This window comes from Streptomyces sp. PA03-3a, assembly GCF_033792735.1.
Classification (GTDB): domain Bacteria; phylum Actinomycetota; class Actinomycetes; order Streptomycetales; family Streptomycetaceae; genus Actinacidiphila.
This window is the reverse complement of record NZ_JARAVM010000015.1, coordinates 1-15,439: the sequence shown is the minus strand read 5'-3', so window position 1 is coordinate 15,439 and position 15,439 is coordinate 1. Positions and strand designations below refer to the sequence as shown.

The 15,439-nt window shown below is 66.4% G+C and carries 29 protein-coding genes and 1 pseudogene; all 30 read left to right on the top strand.

The window, feature by feature from the left end; translation table 11 throughout:
• The first annotated feature begins 184 nt into the window (after positions 1-184).
• Complete coding sequence (gene rpsJ / locus PV342_RS19370) at positions 185-493, top strand: 30S ribosomal protein S10 (protein ID WP_014144312.1); 309 nt, start codon at positions 185-187, stop codon at positions 491-493.
• A 14-nt stretch (positions 494-507) separates the two neighbouring features.
• Positions 508-1,152 (top strand): 50S ribosomal protein L3, encoded by a 645-nt coding sequence (rplC, locus tag PV342_RS19365; protein WP_018558869.1) that lies wholly within the window; start codon positions 508-510, stop codon positions 1,150-1,152.
• Positions 1,153-1,156: 4 nt separating this feature from the next.
• Positions 1,157-1,807 carry a 50S ribosomal protein L4 gene (rplD, locus tag PV342_RS19360; protein WP_326572869.1) on the top strand — a complete coding sequence of 217 codons (651 nt, stop codon included), beginning with the start codon at positions 1,157-1,159 and terminating at the stop codon, positions 1,805-1,807.
• A complete protein-coding gene (rplW, locus tag PV342_RS19355) occupies positions 1,807-2,133 on the top strand; it encodes a 50S ribosomal protein L23 (RefSeq protein WP_018558871.1) in 327 nt (108 codons plus the stop codon). Before rplD ends, rplW begins: the two co-directional genes overlap by 1 nt.
• A gap of 47 nt (positions 2,134-2,180) precedes the next feature.
• Positions 2,181-3,017: a 50S ribosomal protein L2 gene (gene rplB / locus PV342_RS19350; protein WP_018558872.1), complete on the top strand. Its 837-nt coding sequence runs from the start codon at positions 2,181-2,183 to the stop codon at positions 3,015-3,017.
• 12 nt (positions 3,018-3,029) lie between these two features.
• Complete coding sequence (rpsS, locus tag PV342_RS19345; RefSeq protein ID WP_018558873.1) at positions 3,030-3,311, top strand: 30S ribosomal protein S19; 282 nt, start codon at positions 3,030-3,032, stop codon at positions 3,309-3,311.
• A gap of 49 nt (positions 3,312-3,360) precedes the next feature.
• Positions 3,361-3,708 (top strand): 50S ribosomal protein L22, encoded by a 348-nt coding sequence (gene rplV, locus PV342_RS19340; RefSeq protein ID WP_018558874.1) that lies wholly within the window; start codon positions 3,361-3,363, stop codon positions 3,706-3,708.
• Positions 3,708-4,532, top strand: a complete 825-nt coding sequence (gene rpsC / locus PV342_RS19335; RefSeq protein ID WP_018558875.1) for a 30S ribosomal protein S3 — start codon at positions 3,708-3,710, stop codon at positions 4,530-4,532. Before rplV ends, rpsC begins: the two co-directional genes overlap by 1 nt.
• A gap of 5 nt (positions 4,533-4,537) precedes the next feature.
• A complete protein-coding gene (gene rplP / locus PV342_RS19330; RefSeq protein ID WP_018558876.1) occupies positions 4,538-4,957 on the top strand; it encodes a 50S ribosomal protein L16 in 420 nt (139 codons plus the stop codon).
• The gene (gene rpmC, locus PV342_RS19325; protein WP_018558877.1) at positions 4,957-5,181 is read left to right on the top strand and encodes a 50S ribosomal protein L29; all 225 of its coding nucleotides are present in this window, start codon (positions 4,957-4,959) and stop codon (positions 5,179-5,181) included. Before rplP ends, rpmC begins: the two co-directional genes overlap by 1 nt.
• Positions 5,181-5,465 (top strand): 30S ribosomal protein S17, encoded by a 285-nt coding sequence (gene rpsQ / locus PV342_RS19320; RefSeq protein ID WP_018558878.1) that lies wholly within the window; start codon positions 5,181-5,183, stop codon positions 5,463-5,465. The genes rpmC and rpsQ overlap by 1 nt, the downstream gene beginning before the upstream one ends.
• A 112-nt stretch (positions 5,466-5,577) precedes the next feature.
• Positions 5,578-5,946, top strand: coding sequence for a 50S ribosomal protein L14 (gene rplN / locus PV342_RS19315; protein ID WP_004946682.1), 369 nt, complete (start codon positions 5,578-5,580; stop codon positions 5,944-5,946).
• A 3-nt stretch (positions 5,947-5,949) separates the two neighbouring features.
• Positions 5,950-6,273: a 50S ribosomal protein L24 gene (gene rplX / locus PV342_RS19310; protein WP_018558879.1), complete on the top strand. Its 324-nt coding sequence runs from the start codon at positions 5,950-5,952 to the stop codon at positions 6,271-6,273.
• Complete coding sequence (gene rplE, locus PV342_RS19305) at positions 6,273-6,830, top strand: 50S ribosomal protein L5 (RefSeq protein ID WP_018558880.1); 558 nt, start codon at positions 6,273-6,275, stop codon at positions 6,828-6,830. The genes rplX and rplE overlap by 1 nt, the downstream gene beginning before the upstream one ends.
• A 3-nt stretch (positions 6,831-6,833) precedes the next feature.
• Positions 6,834-7,019 (top strand): type Z 30S ribosomal protein S14, encoded by a 186-nt coding sequence (locus PV342_RS19300; RefSeq protein ID WP_003948630.1) that lies wholly within the window; start codon positions 6,834-6,836, stop codon positions 7,017-7,019.
• Positions 7,020-7,215: 196 nt separating this feature from the next.
• Complete coding sequence (gene rpsH / locus PV342_RS19295; RefSeq protein WP_018558881.1) at positions 7,216-7,614, top strand: 30S ribosomal protein S8; 399 nt, start codon at positions 7,216-7,218, stop codon at positions 7,612-7,614.
• Positions 7,615-7,635: 21 nt separating this feature from the next.
• Positions 7,636-8,175 (top strand): 50S ribosomal protein L6, encoded by a 540-nt coding sequence (rplF, locus tag PV342_RS19290; RefSeq protein WP_018558882.1) that lies wholly within the window; start codon positions 7,636-7,638, stop codon positions 8,173-8,175.
• A 3-nt stretch (positions 8,176-8,178) separates the two neighbouring features.
• A complete protein-coding gene (rplR, locus tag PV342_RS19285) occupies positions 8,179-8,562 on the top strand; it encodes a 50S ribosomal protein L18 (RefSeq protein WP_018558883.1) in 384 nt (127 codons plus the stop codon).
• Positions 8,563-8,603: 41 nt separating this feature from the next.
• Positions 8,604-9,209 (top strand): 30S ribosomal protein S5, encoded by a 606-nt coding sequence (gene rpsE, locus PV342_RS19280; protein WP_003998815.1) that lies wholly within the window; start codon positions 8,604-8,606, stop codon positions 9,207-9,209.
• Positions 9,209-9,391 (top strand): 50S ribosomal protein L30, encoded by a 183-nt coding sequence (gene rpmD, locus PV342_RS19275; protein ID WP_018558884.1) that lies wholly within the window; start codon positions 9,209-9,211, stop codon positions 9,389-9,391. The genes rpsE and rpmD overlap by 1 nt, the downstream gene beginning before the upstream one ends.
• A 1-nt stretch (position 9,392) precedes the next feature.
• Positions 9,393-9,848, top strand: coding sequence for a 50S ribosomal protein L15 (rplO, locus tag PV342_RS19270; protein WP_018558885.1), 456 nt, complete (start codon positions 9,393-9,395; stop codon positions 9,846-9,848).
• A 222-nt stretch (positions 9,849-10,070) separates the two neighbouring features.
• The gene (gene secY, locus PV342_RS19265; RefSeq protein ID WP_018558886.1) at positions 10,071-11,384 is read left to right on the top strand and encodes a preprotein translocase subunit SecY; all 1,314 of its coding nucleotides are present in this window, start codon (positions 10,071-10,073) and stop codon (positions 11,382-11,384) included.
• Entirely contained in the window at positions 11,384-12,058 is a 675-nt protein-coding gene (locus PV342_RS19260; RefSeq protein ID WP_386991376.1) for an adenylate kinase, read from the top strand. Before secY ends, PV342_RS19260 begins: the two co-directional genes overlap by 1 nt.
• 93 nt (positions 12,059-12,151) lie before the next feature.
• Positions 12,152-12,988 (top strand): type I methionyl aminopeptidase, encoded by an 837-nt coding sequence (map, locus tag PV342_RS19255; protein WP_018558888.1) that lies wholly within the window; start codon positions 12,152-12,154, stop codon positions 12,986-12,988.
• Between the two features lie 153 nt (positions 12,989-13,141).
• Positions 13,142-13,363 (top strand): translation initiation factor IF-1, encoded by a 222-nt coding sequence (gene infA, locus PV342_RS19250; protein ID WP_003956442.1) that lies wholly within the window; start codon positions 13,142-13,144, stop codon positions 13,361-13,363.
• 28 nt (positions 13,364-13,391) lie between these two features.
• Positions 13,392-13,505 (top strand): 50S ribosomal protein L36, encoded by a 114-nt coding sequence (gene rpmJ, locus PV342_RS19245; protein WP_003956441.1) that lies wholly within the window; start codon positions 13,392-13,394, stop codon positions 13,503-13,505.
• A 188-nt stretch (positions 13,506-13,693) separates the two neighbouring features.
• A complete protein-coding gene (rpsM, locus tag PV342_RS19240; RefSeq protein ID WP_018558889.1) occupies positions 13,694-14,074 on the top strand; it encodes a 30S ribosomal protein S13 in 381 nt (126 codons plus the stop codon).
• Positions 14,075-14,141: 67 nt separating this feature from the next.
• Positions 14,142-14,546 carry a 30S ribosomal protein S11 gene (rpsK, locus tag PV342_RS19235; protein WP_018558890.1) on the top strand — a complete coding sequence of 135 codons (405 nt, stop codon included), beginning with the start codon at positions 14,142-14,144 and terminating at the stop codon, positions 14,544-14,546.
• A gap of 36 nt (positions 14,547-14,582) precedes the next feature.
• Complete coding sequence (gene rpsD / locus PV342_RS19230) at positions 14,583-15,209, top strand: 30S ribosomal protein S4 (protein WP_018558891.1); 627 nt, start codon at positions 14,583-14,585, stop codon at positions 15,207-15,209.
• A gap of 106 nt (positions 15,210-15,315) precedes the next feature.
• Positions 15,316-15,439, top strand: a pseudogene (locus PV342_RS19225) (DNA-directed RNA polymerase subunit alpha); the annotation flags it as partial.

Below are 15,439 nucleotides of genomic sequence, written 5' to 3'. Positions count from 1 at the left end.
CGTCAGCGGGGTGCTCGCCAGGCGCTCGGTGGGTGTCTTCTCCCACGTATCCCCTCCCTGAGGGTCTCCGCCATGCGGAGATTTAAGGGAAGGGAAGCGACACGCCCGACCGCGTGGGTCGGAGAAGACGGTCGAACCACCGAGTTCCAGAGCGTTCACTAGCAGACAGGACTACGAAGTAGCCATGGCGGGACAGAAGATCCGCATCCGGCTCAAGGCCTACGACCACGAGGTCATCGACTCCTCGGCGAAGAAGATCGTCGAGACGGTGACGCGTACTGGTGCGCAGGTCGCGGGCCCGGTGCCGCTGCCCACTGAGAAGAACGTGTACTGCGTCATCAAGTCGCCGCACAAGTACAAGGACTCGCGCGAGCACTTCGAGATGCGCACGCACAAGCGCCTGATCGACATCCTCGACCCGACGCCCAAGACCGTTGACTCGTTGATGCGCCTGGACCTTCCGGCCGGCGTCGACATCGAGATCAAGCTCTGAGAGGCGCGGAACAGATGGCTAAGCAGATCAAGGGCATCCTGGGCGAGAAGCTCGGCATGACCCAGGTCTGGGACGAGAACAACCGTGTCGTCCCGGTGACCGTGGTCAAGGCCGGTCCGAACGTCGTGACCCAGGTGCGCACGAACGACGTCGACGGTTACGAGTCGGTCCAGATCGCCTTCGGCGAGATCGACCCGCGCAAGGTGAACAAGCCCCTCAAGGGCCACTTCGCCAAGGCCGACGTGACCCCCCGCCGCCACCTGGTGGAGCTCCGCACCGCGGACGCCGCGGAGTACACCCTCGGCCAGGAGATCACCGCCGAGGTGTTCGAGGCCGGCGTGAAGGTGGACGTCACCGGCAAGAGCAAGGGCAAGGGCTTCGCCGGTGTCATGAAGCGTCACAACTTCAAGGGCCTCGGCGCCGGTCACGGCACCCAGCGCAAGCACCGCTCTCCCGGCTCCATCGGTGGCTGCGCCACCCCGGGCCGTGTGTTCAAGGGTCTGCGCATGGCGGGCCGCATGGGCAACGAGCGGGTCACCACCCAGAACCTGACCGTCCACGCTGTTGACGCGGAGAAGGGCCTGCTGCTCATCAAGGGCGCGGTTCCCGGCCCGAACGGCGGCCTCGTCCTGGTCCGCACCGCGGCCAAGGGGGCCTGAGGATATGAGCACCATTGACATTCTGTCGCCCGCCGGCGACAAGACCGGGACCGTTGAGCTCCCGGGCGAGATCTTCGACGCGAAGGTCAGCATCCCGCTGATCCACCAGGTCGTCGTGGCGCAGCTGGCCGCCGCCCGTCAGGGCACGCACAAGGTCAAGACGCGTGGCGAGGTCCGCGGTGGCGGCAAGAAGCCGTACCGCCAGAAGGGCACCGGCCGCGCCCGTCAGGGTTCGACCCGCGCCCCGCAGTTCGCCGGTGGTGGCGTCGTGCACGGTCCCGTGCCGCGTGACTACTCGCAGCGGACCCCGAAGAAGATGAAGGCCGCCGCCCTGCGCGGTGCCCTCACCGATCGGGCGCGTCACAACCGCATCCACGTCGTGACCGGCGTCGTCGAGGGCGAGGCCCCGTCGACGAAGGCCGCGAAGACGCTGCTGGGCAAGATCAGCGACCGCAAGAACGTGCTGCTCGTCGCCGACCGCGCCGAAGAGGTCGCGTGGCTCTCCGCCCGCAACCTGCCCCAGGTCCACATCCTGGAGGCCGGCCAGCTGAACACGTACGACGTGCTCGTCTCCGACGACGTGGTCTTCACCAAGGCCGCCTTCGACCGCTTCACCGGTAACGGCGCCGCCGAGACCGAAGGGAGCGACGCCTGATGGCCGAGCAGACCGCGATCACCAGCAAGACCTTCACGGACCACCGTGACATCCTGGTCAAGCCGGTGGTCTCCGAGAAGAGCTACGCGCTGCTGGACGAGAACAAGTACACGTTCGTCGTCGACCCGCGTGCCAACAAGACCCAGATCAAGCAGGCCGTCGAGGCGGTCTTCTCGGTCAAGGTCACCGGGGTCAACACGATCAACCGTCAGGGTAAGCGCAAGCGCACCAAGACCGGTTTCGGCAAGCGCAAGGACACCAAGCGCGCCATCGTGACCCTCGCTGAGGGCGACCGCATCGACATCTTCGGCGGCCCGGTCTCCTAACGGAGGCCGGAACGTTCAGAAGTCCGGAATCTTCCGAGGACTGAGAAATGGGTATCCGCAAGTACAAGCCGACGACCCCGGGCCGTCGTGGCTCCAGCGTCGCCGACTTCGTCGAGATCACGCGGTCCACGCCGGAGAAGTCGCTGGTCCGCCCCCTGCACAGCAAGGGCGGCCGTAACAACGCCGGTCGTGTGACCGTTCGCCACCAGGGCGGTGGCCACAAGCGCGCCTACCGCGTGATCGACTTCCGTCGTCACGACAAGGACGGCGTGCCGGCCAAGGTCGCGCACATCGAGTACGACCCCAACCGCACCGCGCGCATCGCGCTGCTCCACTACGCGGACGGCGAGAAGCGCTACATCCTGGCCCCGGCCAAGCTGAGCCAGGGTGACCGGATCGAGAACGGCCCTGGCGCCGACATCAAGCCGGGCAACAACCTGCCGCTGCGCTACATCCCGGTGGGTACGACCGTCCACGCCATCGAGCTGCGTCCCGGCGGCGGCGCGAAGATCTCCCGTTCCGCGGGTTCTTCCGTGCAGCTGCTGGCGAAGGAGGGCTCCATGGCCACCCTTCGCATGCCCTCCGGTGAAGTCCGGCTGGTCGACGCGCGCTGCCGCGCCACCATCGGCGAGGTCGGCAACGCCGAGCAGTCGAACATCAACTGGGGCAAGGCCGGCCGTATGCGCTGGAAGGGCGTCCGCCCGACCGTCCGCGGTGTGGCCATGAACCCCGTCGACCACCCGCACGGTGGTGGTGAGGGCAAGACCTCCGGTGGTCGCCACCCGGTCAGCCCGTGGGGCCAGAAGGAAGGTCGTACTCGCTCGCCGAAGAAGGCCAGCAGCAAGTACATCGTCCGCCGCCGCAAGACGAACAAGAAGCGCTAGGAGCGGGTTTAGATGCCGCGTAGTCTCAAGAAGGGGCCCTTCGTCGACGACCACCTGATCAAGAAGGTGGACGTTCAGAACGAGGCCGGTACCCACAACGTCATCAAGACCTGGTCCCGCCGCTCGATGATCATCCCGGCGATGCTGGGCCACACGATCGCGGTGCACGACGGCCGTAAGCACGTCCCGGTGTTTGTCACCGAGTCGATGGTCGGCCACAAGCTCGGCGAGTTCGCGCCGACCCGCACCTTCCGCGGCCACGAGAAGGACGACCGCAAGTCGCGTCGTCGCTGACCTGCGGAGCGGAACAGTGACGACACAGACAGACACCGAAGGGACAACCATGGAAGCCAGGGCCCAGGCGCGGTACATCCGCGTCACGCCCATGAAGGCCCGCCGCGTGGTGGACCTCATCCGTGGCATGAGTGCCACGGAGGCTCAGGCGGTCCTGCGTTTCGCCCCGCAGGCCGCGAGCGTGCCGGTGGGCAAGGTGCTCGACAGCGCCATTGCCAACGCCGCGCACAACTACGACCACACCGACGCCCAGTCGCTGTACATCAGCGAGGCGTTCGTGGACGAGGGCCCGACCCTGAAGCGGTTCCGTCCGCGTGCGCAGGGCCGTGCCTACCGGATCCGTAAGCGGACCAGCCACATCACCGTGGTCGTCAGCAGCAAGGAAGGAACCCGGTAATGGGCCAGAAGGTTAACCCGTACGGGTTCCGCCTCGGCATCACCACGGACTTCAAGTCCCGCTGGTACGCCGACAAGCTGTACAAGGACTACGTCAAGGAAGACGTCGCCATCCGCCGGATGATGACGCAGGGCATGGAGCGGGCCGGCATCTCGAAGGTCGAGATCGAGCGCACCCGTGACCGCGTCCGCGTCGACATCCACACCGCCCGGCCGGGCATCGTCATCGGCCGTCGCGGCGCGGAGGCCGACCGCATCCGCGGTGACCTGGAGAAGCTGACCGGCAAGCAGGTCCAGCTGAACATCCTCGAGGTCAAGAACCCGGAGACGGACGCTCAGCTGGTGGCCCAGGCCGTCGCCGAGCAGCTGTCCTCCCGCGTCTCCTTCCGTCGTGCCATGCGCAAGTCGATGCAGAGCACGATGAAGGCCGGCGCCAAGGGCATCAAGATCCAGTGCGGTGGCCGTCTCGGCGGCGCCGAGATGTCCCGCTCGGAGTTCTACCGCGAGGGTCGCGTCCCGCTGCACACCCTGCGCGCCAACGTCGACTACGGCTTCTTCGAGGCCCGTACGACCTTCGGCCGCATCGGCGTGAAGGTGTGGATCTACAAGGGCAATGTCAAGAACATCGCCGAGGTCCGCGCCGACAACGCCGCCGCCCGTGCCGGCAACCGTCCGGCCCGTGGTGGTGGCAACGACCGTCCGCAGCGCCGCGGTGGCGAGCGCGGCGGCCGTGGCCGTCGTCCCCAGGGTGACGCCCAGGCCCCCAAGGCCGAGGTGACCACCGCTGAGGCTCCGGCCGCGGAGACCACCGGAACGGAGGCCTGACCCCCATGCTGATCCCCCGTCGGGTCAAGCACCGTAAGCAGCACCACCCGAAGCGTGATGGCATGGCCAAGGGTGGCACCGAGCTGGCGTTCGGTGAGTACGGCATCCAGGCCGTCACCCCCGCGTACGTGACGAACCGGCAGATCGAGTCCGCTCGTATCGCCATCACCCGTCACATCCGCCGTGGCGGCAAGGTCTGGATCAACATCTACCCGGACCGTCCGCTCACGAAGAAGCCGGCCGAAACCCGCATGGGTTCCGGTAAGGGCTCCCCGGAGTGGTGGGTCGCGAACGTCAAGCCCGGTCGGGTGATGTTCGAGCTGTCCTTCCCGAACGAGAAGGTTGCGCGTGAGGCGCTCACCCGAGCCGCCCACAAGCTTCCGATGAAGTGCCGGATCGTCCGGCGCGAGGCAGGTGAGCTGTAATGGCGGCCGGTACCAAGGCGACCGAGCTGCGCCAGCTGGGCGACGAGGAACTCGTCGGCAAGCTGCGTGAGGCCAAGGAGGAGCTGTTCAACCTCCGCTTCCAGGCGGCCACCGGACAGCTCGAGAACAACTCCCGGCTGAAGGTTGTCCGCAAGGACATCGCCCGGATCTACACCCTCATGCGTGAGCGTGAGCTCGGCATCGAGACGGTGGAGAGCGCCTGATGAGCGAGAAGAATGTGACTGAGAGCAGCGAGCAGCGCGGCGACCGCAAGACCCGTGAGGGCCTCGTGGTCAGCGACAAGATGGACAAGACCGTTGTGGTCGCCGTCGAGGACCGTGTGAAGCACGCCCTGTACGGCAAGGTCATCCGCCGTACCAACAAGCTCAAGGCGCACGACGAGCAGAACGCCGCGGGCGTCGGCGACCGTGTCCTCCTCATGGAGACCCGGCCGCTGTCCGCGAGCAAGCGCTGGCGCGTCGTCGAGATCCTCGAGAAGGCCAAGTAACACCGCTCGGCCGGCCGGCACGTAATTCCTGCGGGGGGTTCCCCGCAGGACGGTTCCGCCAGGCTCTCCGGGCCCGCCCCGGAGGGAACCGGCAGACGATCAGGAGATAGACGTGATCCAGCAGGAGTCGCGACTTCGTGTCGCCGACAACACGGGCGCAAAGGAGATCCTTTGCATCCGTGTGCTCGGTGGCTCCGGTCGCCGCTACGCGGGAATCGGTGACGTCATCGTCGCCACCGTCAAGGACGCGATCCCCGGTGGCAACGTGAAGAAGGGCGACGTCGTCAAGGCGGTCGTCGTGCGCACCGTCAAGGAGCGCCGCCGTCCCGACGGTTCGTACATTCGTTTCGACGAGAACGCGGCCGTCATCCTCAAGAACGACGGTGACCCCCGCGGCACCCGCATCTTCGGCCCCGTGGGCCGGGAGCTGCGCGAGAAGAAGTTCATGAAGATCGTCTCGCTCGCGCCGGAGGTGCTGTAACCGATGAAGATCAAGAAGGGCGACCTGGTCCAGGTCATCACCGGTAAGGACAAGGGCAAGCAGGGCAAGGTCATCGCGGCCTACCCCACTGAGGACCGTGTCCTGGTCGAGGGTGTCAACCGGGTCAAGAAGCACACCAAGGCCGGCCAGACCGCTCGCGGTTCGAAGACCGGCGGCATCATCACGACCGAGGCGCCCGTCCACGTCTCCAACGTCCAGCTGGTCGTTGAGAAGGACGGCAACAAGGTCGTGACTCGCGTCGGCTACCGCTTCGACGACGAGGGCAACAAGATCCGCGTTGCCAAGCGGACGGGTGAGGACATCTGATGACTGCCACCACTTCGCCTCGTCTGAAGGCGCGCTACCGCGAGGAGATCGCGGGCAAGATGCGTGACGAGTTCCAGTACGAGAACGTCATGCAGATCCCCGGCCTCACCAAGATCGTGGTCAACATGGGTGTGGGCGACGCCGCCCGCGACTCCAAGCTGATCGAGGGCGCGATCCGCGACCTCACCACGATCACCGGCCAGAAGCCGGCCGTCACCAAGGCCCGGAAGTCCATCGCGCAGTTCAAGCTGCGTGAGGGTCAGCCGATCGGCGCCCACGTCACCCTCCGCGGTGACCGCATGTGGGAGTTCCTGGACCGTCTGCTGTCGCTCGCGCTCCCGCGCATCCGCGACTTCCGCGGTCTGTCGCCGAAGCAGTTCGACGGCCGTGGCAACTACACCTTCGGTCTCACGGAGCAGGTCATGTTCCACGAGATCGACCAGGACAAGATCGACCGCACCCGGGGTATGGACATCACCGTGGTGACCACGGCGACCAACGACGCTGAGGGCCGCGCGCTCCTTCGTCACCTCGGCTTCCCGTTCAAGGAGGCGTGAGCCGTGGCGAAGAAGGCTCTTATCGCGAAGGCCGCCCGCAAGCCCAAGTTCGGCGTGCGTGGCTACACGCGCTGCCAGCGCTGTGGCCGTCCGCACTCCGTGTACCGCAAGTTCGGCCTCTGCCGCGTGTGCCTTCGTGAGATGGCGCACCGCGGTGAGCTGCCGGGCGTGACCAAGAGCTCCTGGTAGACCACCAGGGCTCTCGGTAAGCAGATGAGTGGCGGGAGCCCAGCCCTGAATACCGTAGGGTAGAAGGGTTGGGCGCCCGCCGCCCATGACCGTCTTACTACGCCGTAGGTCCCCGCGCCGCACCCGTCCCCAGCCTCATGGGGGAGAGGGATGGCGCATATAGGAAACCCCGGCGAGAGAGGCCTAAGGCCATCACATGACCATGACTGACCCGATCGCAGACATGCTGACGCGTCTGCGGAACGCGAACTCCGCGTACCACGACGAGGTCACCATGCCGTTCAGCAAGATCAAGTCGCACATCGCGGAGATCCTCCAGCAGGAGGGCTACATCCAGGGCTGGAAGGTCGAGGACGCCGAGGTCGGCAAGAACCTCACCATCGACCTGAAGTTCGGTCCGAACCGCGAGCGCTCGATCGCCGGCATCAAGCGCATCAGCAAGCCCGGTCTGCGGGTCTATGCAAAGTCCACCAACCTGCCGAAGGTGCTCGGCGGCCTGGGCGTGGCGATCATCTCCACCTCCCACGGTCTCCTCACCGACAAGCAGGCCAACAAGAAGGGCGTGGGTGGGGAAGTCCTCGCCTACGTCTGGTAGTCGGGAAACGGAGGTATAGCCATGTCGCGTATTGGACGGCTGCCCATCCCGGTTCCCGCCGGCGTGGACGTCACCATCGATGGCCGGACGGTCTCGGTGAAGGGCCCCAAGGGTTCCCTGACCCACACCGTTGCCGCGCCGATCGACATCGTCAAGAGCGAGGACGGCACCCTTCAGGTGTCGCGTCCGAACGACGAGCGTATGAACAAGGCCCTGCACGGCCTGTCCCGCACGCTGGTGGCGAACATGATCACCGGCGTGACCGCGGGCTACGTGAAGAAGCTCGAGATCAGCGGTGTCGGCTACCGCGTCCAGGCGAAGGGCTCCAACCTGGAGTTCGCCCTGGGCTACAGCCACCCGATCCTGGTCGAGGCCCCGGAGGGCATCTCCTTCAAGGTCGAGAGCCCCACCAAGTTCTCGGTCGAGGGCATCGACAAGCAGAAGGTCGGCGAGGTCGCCGCGAACATCCGCAAGCTGCGGAAGCCCGACCCGTACAAGGCCAAGGGCGTCAAGTACGAGGGCGAAGTCATCCGCCGCAAGGTCGGAAAGGCTGGTAAGTAAGCCATGGCATACGGCGTGAAGATCGCCAAGGGCGACGCTTACAAGGGCGCTGCCAAGAAGCGTCGCCACATCCGCGTCCGCAAGCGGATCTCGGGCACCGAGGTGCGTCCGCGCCTGGTCGTGACCCGTTCCAACCGGGGCATCACGGCGCAGGTCATCGACGACCTGAAGGGCCACACCCTGGCCTCGGCCTCGCACCTGGACACCTCGATCCGGGGTGCCGAGGGTGACAAGACCGAGCAGGCGAAGAAGGTCGGCCAGCTGGTCGCCGAGCGGGCCAAGGCGGCCGGCGTCGGGACCGTTGTGTTCGACCGCGGTGGCAACCGGTACGCCGGTCGCATCGCTGCCCTGGCCGACGCCGCCCGCGAAGCCGGGCTCGGTTTCTGAGCCGGTTCCGTAGCTAGCGGAAACAGAGAGAGGTAAATCCAATGGCTGGACCCCAGCGCCGCGGTGGCGGTGCCGGTGGCGGCGAGCGGCGGGACCGGAAGGGCCGTGACGGCGGCGCAGCTGCCGCCGAGAAGACCGCGTACGTTGAGCGCGTCGTCGCGATCAACCGCGTCGCCAAGGTTGTGAAGGGTGGTCGTCGCTTCAGCTTCACCGCGCTGGTCGTGGTGGGCGATGGTGACGGCACCGTGGGTGTCGGTTACGGCAAGGCCAAGGAGGTGCCGGCCGCCATCGCCAAGGGCGTTGAGGAGGCCAAGAAGCACTTCTTCAAGGTCCCCCGCATCCAGGGCACCATCCCCCACCCGATCCAGGGCGAGAAGGCCGCGGGCGTCGTCCTGCTCAAGCCTGCTTCCCCCGGTACGGGTGTGATCGCCGGTGGTCCGGTGCGCGCCGTTCTGGAGTGCGCCGGCATCCACGACGTGCTGTCGAAGTCGCTCGGCTCCGACAACGCGATCAACATCGTGCACGCCACGGTGGAGGCTCTGAAGGGCCTGCAGCGCCCCGAGGAGATCGCCGCCCGTCGTGGTCTGCCGCTCGAGGACGTGGCTCCGGCCGCTCTGCTGCGTGCGCGTGCTGGGGTGGGTGCGTGATGGCTCGCCTCAAGGTCACGCAGGTCAAGTCCTACATCGGCAGCAAGCAGAACCACCGTGACACCCTGCGTTCGCTCGGCCTGAAGCGGCTGAACGACGTCGTGGTCAAGGAGGACCGCCCGGAGATCCGCGGCATGGTCCACACCGTCCGCCACCTCGTCACGGTCGAGGAGGTCGACTGACATGGGAGAGCAGTCTCCGCTGAAGGTCCACAACCTCCGTCCGGCCCCGGGCGCCAAGACCGCCAAGACCCGTGTCGGTCGTGGTGAGGGCTCCAAGGGCAAGACGGCCGGTCGTGGTACCAAGGGCACGAAGGCCCGTTACCAGGTTCCGGAGCGCTTCGAGGGTGGGCAGATGCCCCTCCACATGCGCCTCCCGAAGCTGAAGGGCTTCAAGAACCCGTTCCGCACCGAGTTCCAGGTCGTGAACCTGGACAAGCTGGCCGCGCTCTACCCCGAGGGTGGCGAGGTCACGGTGGCCGACCTGGTCGCCAAGGGTGCCGTGCGGAAGAACCAGCTCGTCAAGGTGCTCGGCACCGGCGAGGTCTCCGTGGCGCTGCAGGTGACCGTTGACGCGGTCTCCGGCTCCGCCAAGGAGAAGATCACCGCCGCGGGCGGCTCGGTCACCGAGCTCGTCTGACAGTGATGCCGCATCCAGCCGGGGATGTTCCGCACTTTCGTGCGGGGCATCCCCGGTTGGTCATTCCGGGGACGGATGCTCGCCGGTAAGGTGGGCCGGGCTAGTCTTGCGGAGCCTGTGCGCTGACGCGGGTCAGGCAGCCCCATCGTTTTGCAGTTCCACCATTCGTAGCTTTCAACACCGTCACCTCCCGCCCAAGAAGCGGGGGGCGCAGGAGGCACCGTGCTCACCGCGTTCGCCCGGGCGTTCAAGACGCCCGACCTGCGCAAGAAGCTGCTGTTCACGCTGGCCATCATGGTGCTGTTCCGGCTGGGAGCCCACATCCCGATCCCGGGGGTCGACTACCAGGTGGTCAACTCCTGCATCAAGGCGGTCGGGGGGAACCAGGGCCTCTTCGGCCTGGTGAACCTCTTCAGCGGCGGCGCGCTTCTGCAGCTCACGATCTTCGCGCTCGGCATCATGCCGTACATCACCGCGAGCATCATCCTGCAGCTGCTCACCGTGGTCATCCCGCGCCTGGAAGCCCTCAAGAAGGAGGGCCAGGCCGGCCAGACGAAGATCACGCAGTACACGCGTTATCTCACCGTGGCGCTCGCGGTCCTGCAGGGCACCGGTCTGGTGGCCACCGCCCGGTCCGGCAGCCTCTTCCAGCAGTGTCCCGACCGTTTCAACATCGTCCCCGACCAGTCGATCTTCACCACGATCACGATGGTCATCACGATGACGGCGGGCACCGCCCTCATCATGTGGCTGGGCGAGCTGATCACCGACCGCGGCATCGGCAACGGCATGTCGATCCTGATGTTCCTGTCGATCGCGGCCGGCTTCCCCGGTGCCCTCTGGGCGATCAAGAAGTCCGGGAACATCGCGGACGGCTGGGTCGAGTTCGGGGCCGTCATCCTGGTGGGTCTGGCGATGGTCGCCCTCGTCGTCTTCGTCGAGCAGGCGCAGCGCCGTATCCCCGTGCAGTACGCGAAGCGCATGATCGGGCGTCGTTCGTACGGTGGAACCTCCACCTACATCCCGCTCAAGGTGAACCAGGCGGGTGTGATTCCCGTCATCTTCGCGTCATCGCTCCTGTACATCCCGTCACTGGTCGTCCAGTTCAGTGGATCTACCTCTACCTGGGCAAACTGGGTCAGAGACAACCTGGTCAAGGGCGACCACCCGATCTACATCACCGCGTATTTCCTGCTGATTGTCTTCTTTGCCTTCTTCTACGTGGCCATCTCCTTCAACCCCGAAGAAGTCGCGGACAACATGAAGAAGTATGGTGGGTTCATCCCGGGCATCCGGGCTGGTCGTCCCACCGCGGAGTACCTCAGCTACGTGCTCAACCGCATCACGTGGCCGGGCGCGATGTATCTGGGTCTGATCGCCCTGGTGCCCACAGTGGCGCTGGTGCTGTTCAACGCGAACCAGAACTTCCCGTTCGGCGGGACGAGCATCCTCATCATCGTGGGTGTCGGCCTGGAGACCGTGAAACAGATCGAGAGCCAGCTTCAGCAGCGTAACTACGAAGGGTTCCTCCGCTGATGCGCATCGTCCTCGTCGGGCCTCCCGGGGCCGGCAAGGGTACGCAGGCCGCGTACCTTGCCAGGAACTTGTCGATCCCGCACATCTCCACGGGCGACCTCTTCCGGGCGAACATCAGCCAGGGCACGGAGCTGGGCCTCAAGGCCCGGGAGTACACCGATGCCGGCCGGCTGGTCCCCGACGAGATCACCATCGGCATGGCCAAGGACCGCATGCTGCAGCCGGACGCCGAGAACGGCTTCCTGCTCGACGGCTTCCCGCGGAACGTGGGCCAGGCCCAGGCGCTCGACAAGATCCTCGCCGAGGCCGGGATAGCGCTGGACGCGGTCCTGGACCTGGAGGTCCCCGAGGAGGAGGTCGTCAAGCGGATCGCCGGTCGCCGGCTGTGCCGCAAGGACGGCGGCCACGTCTTCCACGAGGCCTACAGGCCTCCGGCGGTCGAGGGCGTGTGCGACGAGTGCGGTGGTGAGCTGTACCAGCGGTCGGACGACACCGAGGAGAAGGTGCGGGTCCGGCTGGAGGAGTACCACAGCAAGACCGAGCCGATCATCGACTACTACAAGCAGCAGGGCCTGGTGCGCACCATCTCGGCCCTGGGCAAGGTCGCCGAGGTGACCAAGCGGGCGATGGACGCGCTGCAGGAGAAGAAGGACGCGGGCGGCAGCGCCGCCTGAACACATGCGTGACCGTTGCGGCCGCGGTGTCCTCCCAGGACCCCGCGGCCGTACCGTTGAGGTATCCGATGGGACGAAGGAAGGCCAGGACCGATGGTGGAGATCAAGACCCCCGAGCAGATCGCGAAGATGCGCGCGGCGGGCCTGGTCGTCGCCGCGATCCACGAGGCCACCCGTGAGGCGGCCGTCCCCGGGGCCACCACCAAGGATCTGGACGACGTGGCCCGCAAGGTGCTCGCCGACCACGGTGCGAAGCCGAACTTCCTGGGCTACGGCGGGTTCCCCGCCACGATCTGCACCTCCGTGAACGACGTCGTCGTCCACGGCATCCCGGACACCGCGACCGTCCTCAAGGACGGCGACGTCATCTCGATCGACTGCGGCGCCATCGTCGACGGCTGGCACGGCGACGCGGCCTACACCGCTTTCGTTGGCAGCGGTCACGCTCCGGAGCTCGTCGAGCTCAGCCGGGTGACCGAGGAGTCCATGTGGGCGGGCATCGCTGCCTTCCGCAAGGGCGACCGGCTGGTCGACATCTCCCGTGCCATCGAGACGTACATCCGCCGGCAGCCGAAGCCCGGCGGCGGCAAGTACGGGATCATCGAGGAGTACGGCGGCCACGGCATCGGCTCGCAGATGCACATGGACCCCCATCTGCTGAACTACGTCTCGCGCAAGCGCGGCAAGGGCCCGCGCCTGGTGCCCGGCATGTGCCTGGCCATCGAGCCGATGGTCAGCCTCGGCACTCCGCTCACCCACGTCCTCGAGGACGAGTGGACGGTCAAGACCGACGACGGCACCTGGTCCTCCCACTGGGAGCACTCCGTCGCGCTCACCGAGGAGGGCCCGCTGGTCCTGACCGCCCGCGACGGCGGCAAGGCCAAGCTGGCGGAGTACGGGATCACGGCCGCGCCGGACCCGCTCGCCTGAGCGCCCCCTCCGTCCCGCTTATCGATCATCTTTCGCGGGCATACACTCCGGATTCGTCTTTCAGGAACGGCTGACGTAGACTGTCACGTCGGCCCAGGCATGTCTTCAGGCATGCCAAAAGCCGATCAAGGTAGCCGATCCCGAAAGCAGGACATGGCCAAGAAGCAAGGCGCCATCGAAATCGAGGGCACCGTGATCGAGTCTCTGCCGAACGCTATGTTCAAGGTGGAGCTCCAGAACGGTCACAAGGTCCTCGCGCACATCAGTGGCAAGATGCGCATGCACTACATCCGCATCCTTCCCGATGACCGGGTCGTTGTGGAGCTGTCGCCCTACGACCTCACGCGCGGACGGATCGTCTACCGCTACAAGTAGATCTCACGACCCGGAGAACCTGAATTCCATGAAGGTCAAGCCGAGCGTCAAGAAGATCTGTGACAAGTGCAAGGTGATCCGCCGTCACGGCCGGGTCATGGTCATCTGCGACAACCTGCGCCACAAGCAGCGCCAGGGCTGACGCACGCCGACCTGCACCTCGCAGTTCTTCGCGCCACGCGAGCAACACATGTACATACGCAGCACCCGTCCGGTCGGAGCACTCCGGCTGACGGCACCTCCGGCGGGGGCCGGAGACCTGATCCGTACCTCGTACGGCGGTCGGGAACGGTGCTGCGGAAGACCCCCGGACACCACAGGAGCCATTGAATGGCACGCGTTTCAGGTGTCGACATCCCGCGCGAGAAGCGTGTGGAGGTCGCCCTCACCTACGTCTTCGGCATCGGCCGCACCCTTGCCCAGCAGACCCTCGCCGCCACCGGCGTGAACCCGAACACCCGGGTCCGCGACCTGGACGAAGAGGACCTGGTCAAGATCCGCGAGTACGTGGACGCCAACATCAAGACCGAGGGTGACCTCCGTCGCGAGATCCAGGCGGACATCCGTCGCAAGGTCGAGATCGGCTGCTACCAGGGCCTGCGCCACCGTCGTGGGCTGCCGGTCCACGGCCAGCGGACCCACACCAACGCGCGCACCCGCAAGGGCCCGCGTCGCGCCATCGCCGGCAAGAAGAAGCCGGGCAAGAAGTAGTCCTCAGCGGACGCTCGTCAGCGGTCTTCGCTGTAGGACCGACCACCTCCACCGGGAGTAACCACATATGCCTCCGAAGGGCCGTCAGGCCGGCGCCAAGAAGGTGCGCCGCAAGGAGAAGAAGAACGTCGCTCATGGGCACGCCCACATCAAGAGCACGTTCAACAACACCATCGTTTCGATCACGGACCCGTCCGGCAACGTGATCTCCTGGGCCTCCGCCGGCCACGTCGGCTTCAAGGGCTCGCGCAAGTCGACCCCGTTCGCCGCGCAGATGGCCGCCGAGTCGGCCGCGCGTCGCGCGCAGGAGCACGGCATGCGCAAGGTCGATGTGTTCGTCAAGGGCCCCGGCTCCGGCCGTGAGACCGCGATCCGCTCCCTCCAGGCCACCGGCCTCGAGGTCGGCTCGATCCAGGACGTCACTCCGACCCCGCACAACGGATGCCGCCCGCCGAAGCGCCGGCGCGTCTGATCAGCAATCCGCTGAGCAGGTAGGAGACAAACAGGAATGGCGCGTTACACCGGGGCCGACTGCAAGCGTTGCCGTCGGGAGAAGCAGAAGCTCTTCCTCAAGGGGAGCAAGTGCGAGAGCGCAAAGTGCCCGATCGAGATCCGTCCTTACCCCCCGGGTGAGCACGGACGCGGGCGCACCAAGGACAGCGAGTACCTCCTGCAGATGCGCGAGAAGCAGAAGTGCGCGCGCATCTACGGTGTCCTTGAGAAGCAGTTCCGCGGGTACTACGTGGAGGCGAACCGCAGGTCCGGCAAGACCGGTGAGAACCTGCTCCGCATCCTCGAGTCCCGGCTGGACAACGTGGTCTACCGGGCGGGCTTCGCCAAGTCGCGTGATCATGCGCGGCAGCTGGTCCGTCACGGCCACTTCCTCGTGAACGGCGTCAAGACCGACATCCCGTCGGCCCGTGTCGTCGCGAACGACATCGTCGAGGTCCGCGAGTCCTCCCGTAACCTGACCCCCTTCCAGGTGGCTCAGGGGGAGGCCGGCGAGAGGACCGTCCCGGCCTGGCTGGAGGCGATTCCCTCACGTCTGCGGATCCTCGTGCACAACCTGCCCGAGCGCCCGGTGATCGACACCCAGGTGCAGGAGCAGCTGATCGTCGAGCTCTACTCGAAGTAGCAGGGCTCACGGTCCCGGGCGGTGCGGCGCAGTGTGTGCCGCACCGCCCGTACCCTTGAAGCCTCGGCATCAAATAGTGGGTGCCGAAGACTGGAGGCATTACCTCATGCTGATCGCTCAGCGCCCTTCGTTGACCGAAGAGGTCGTCGACGAGTTCCGTTCCCGGTTCGTGATCGAGCCGCTGGAGCCGGGCTTCGGATACACCCTCGGCAACTCGCTCCGCCGCACAC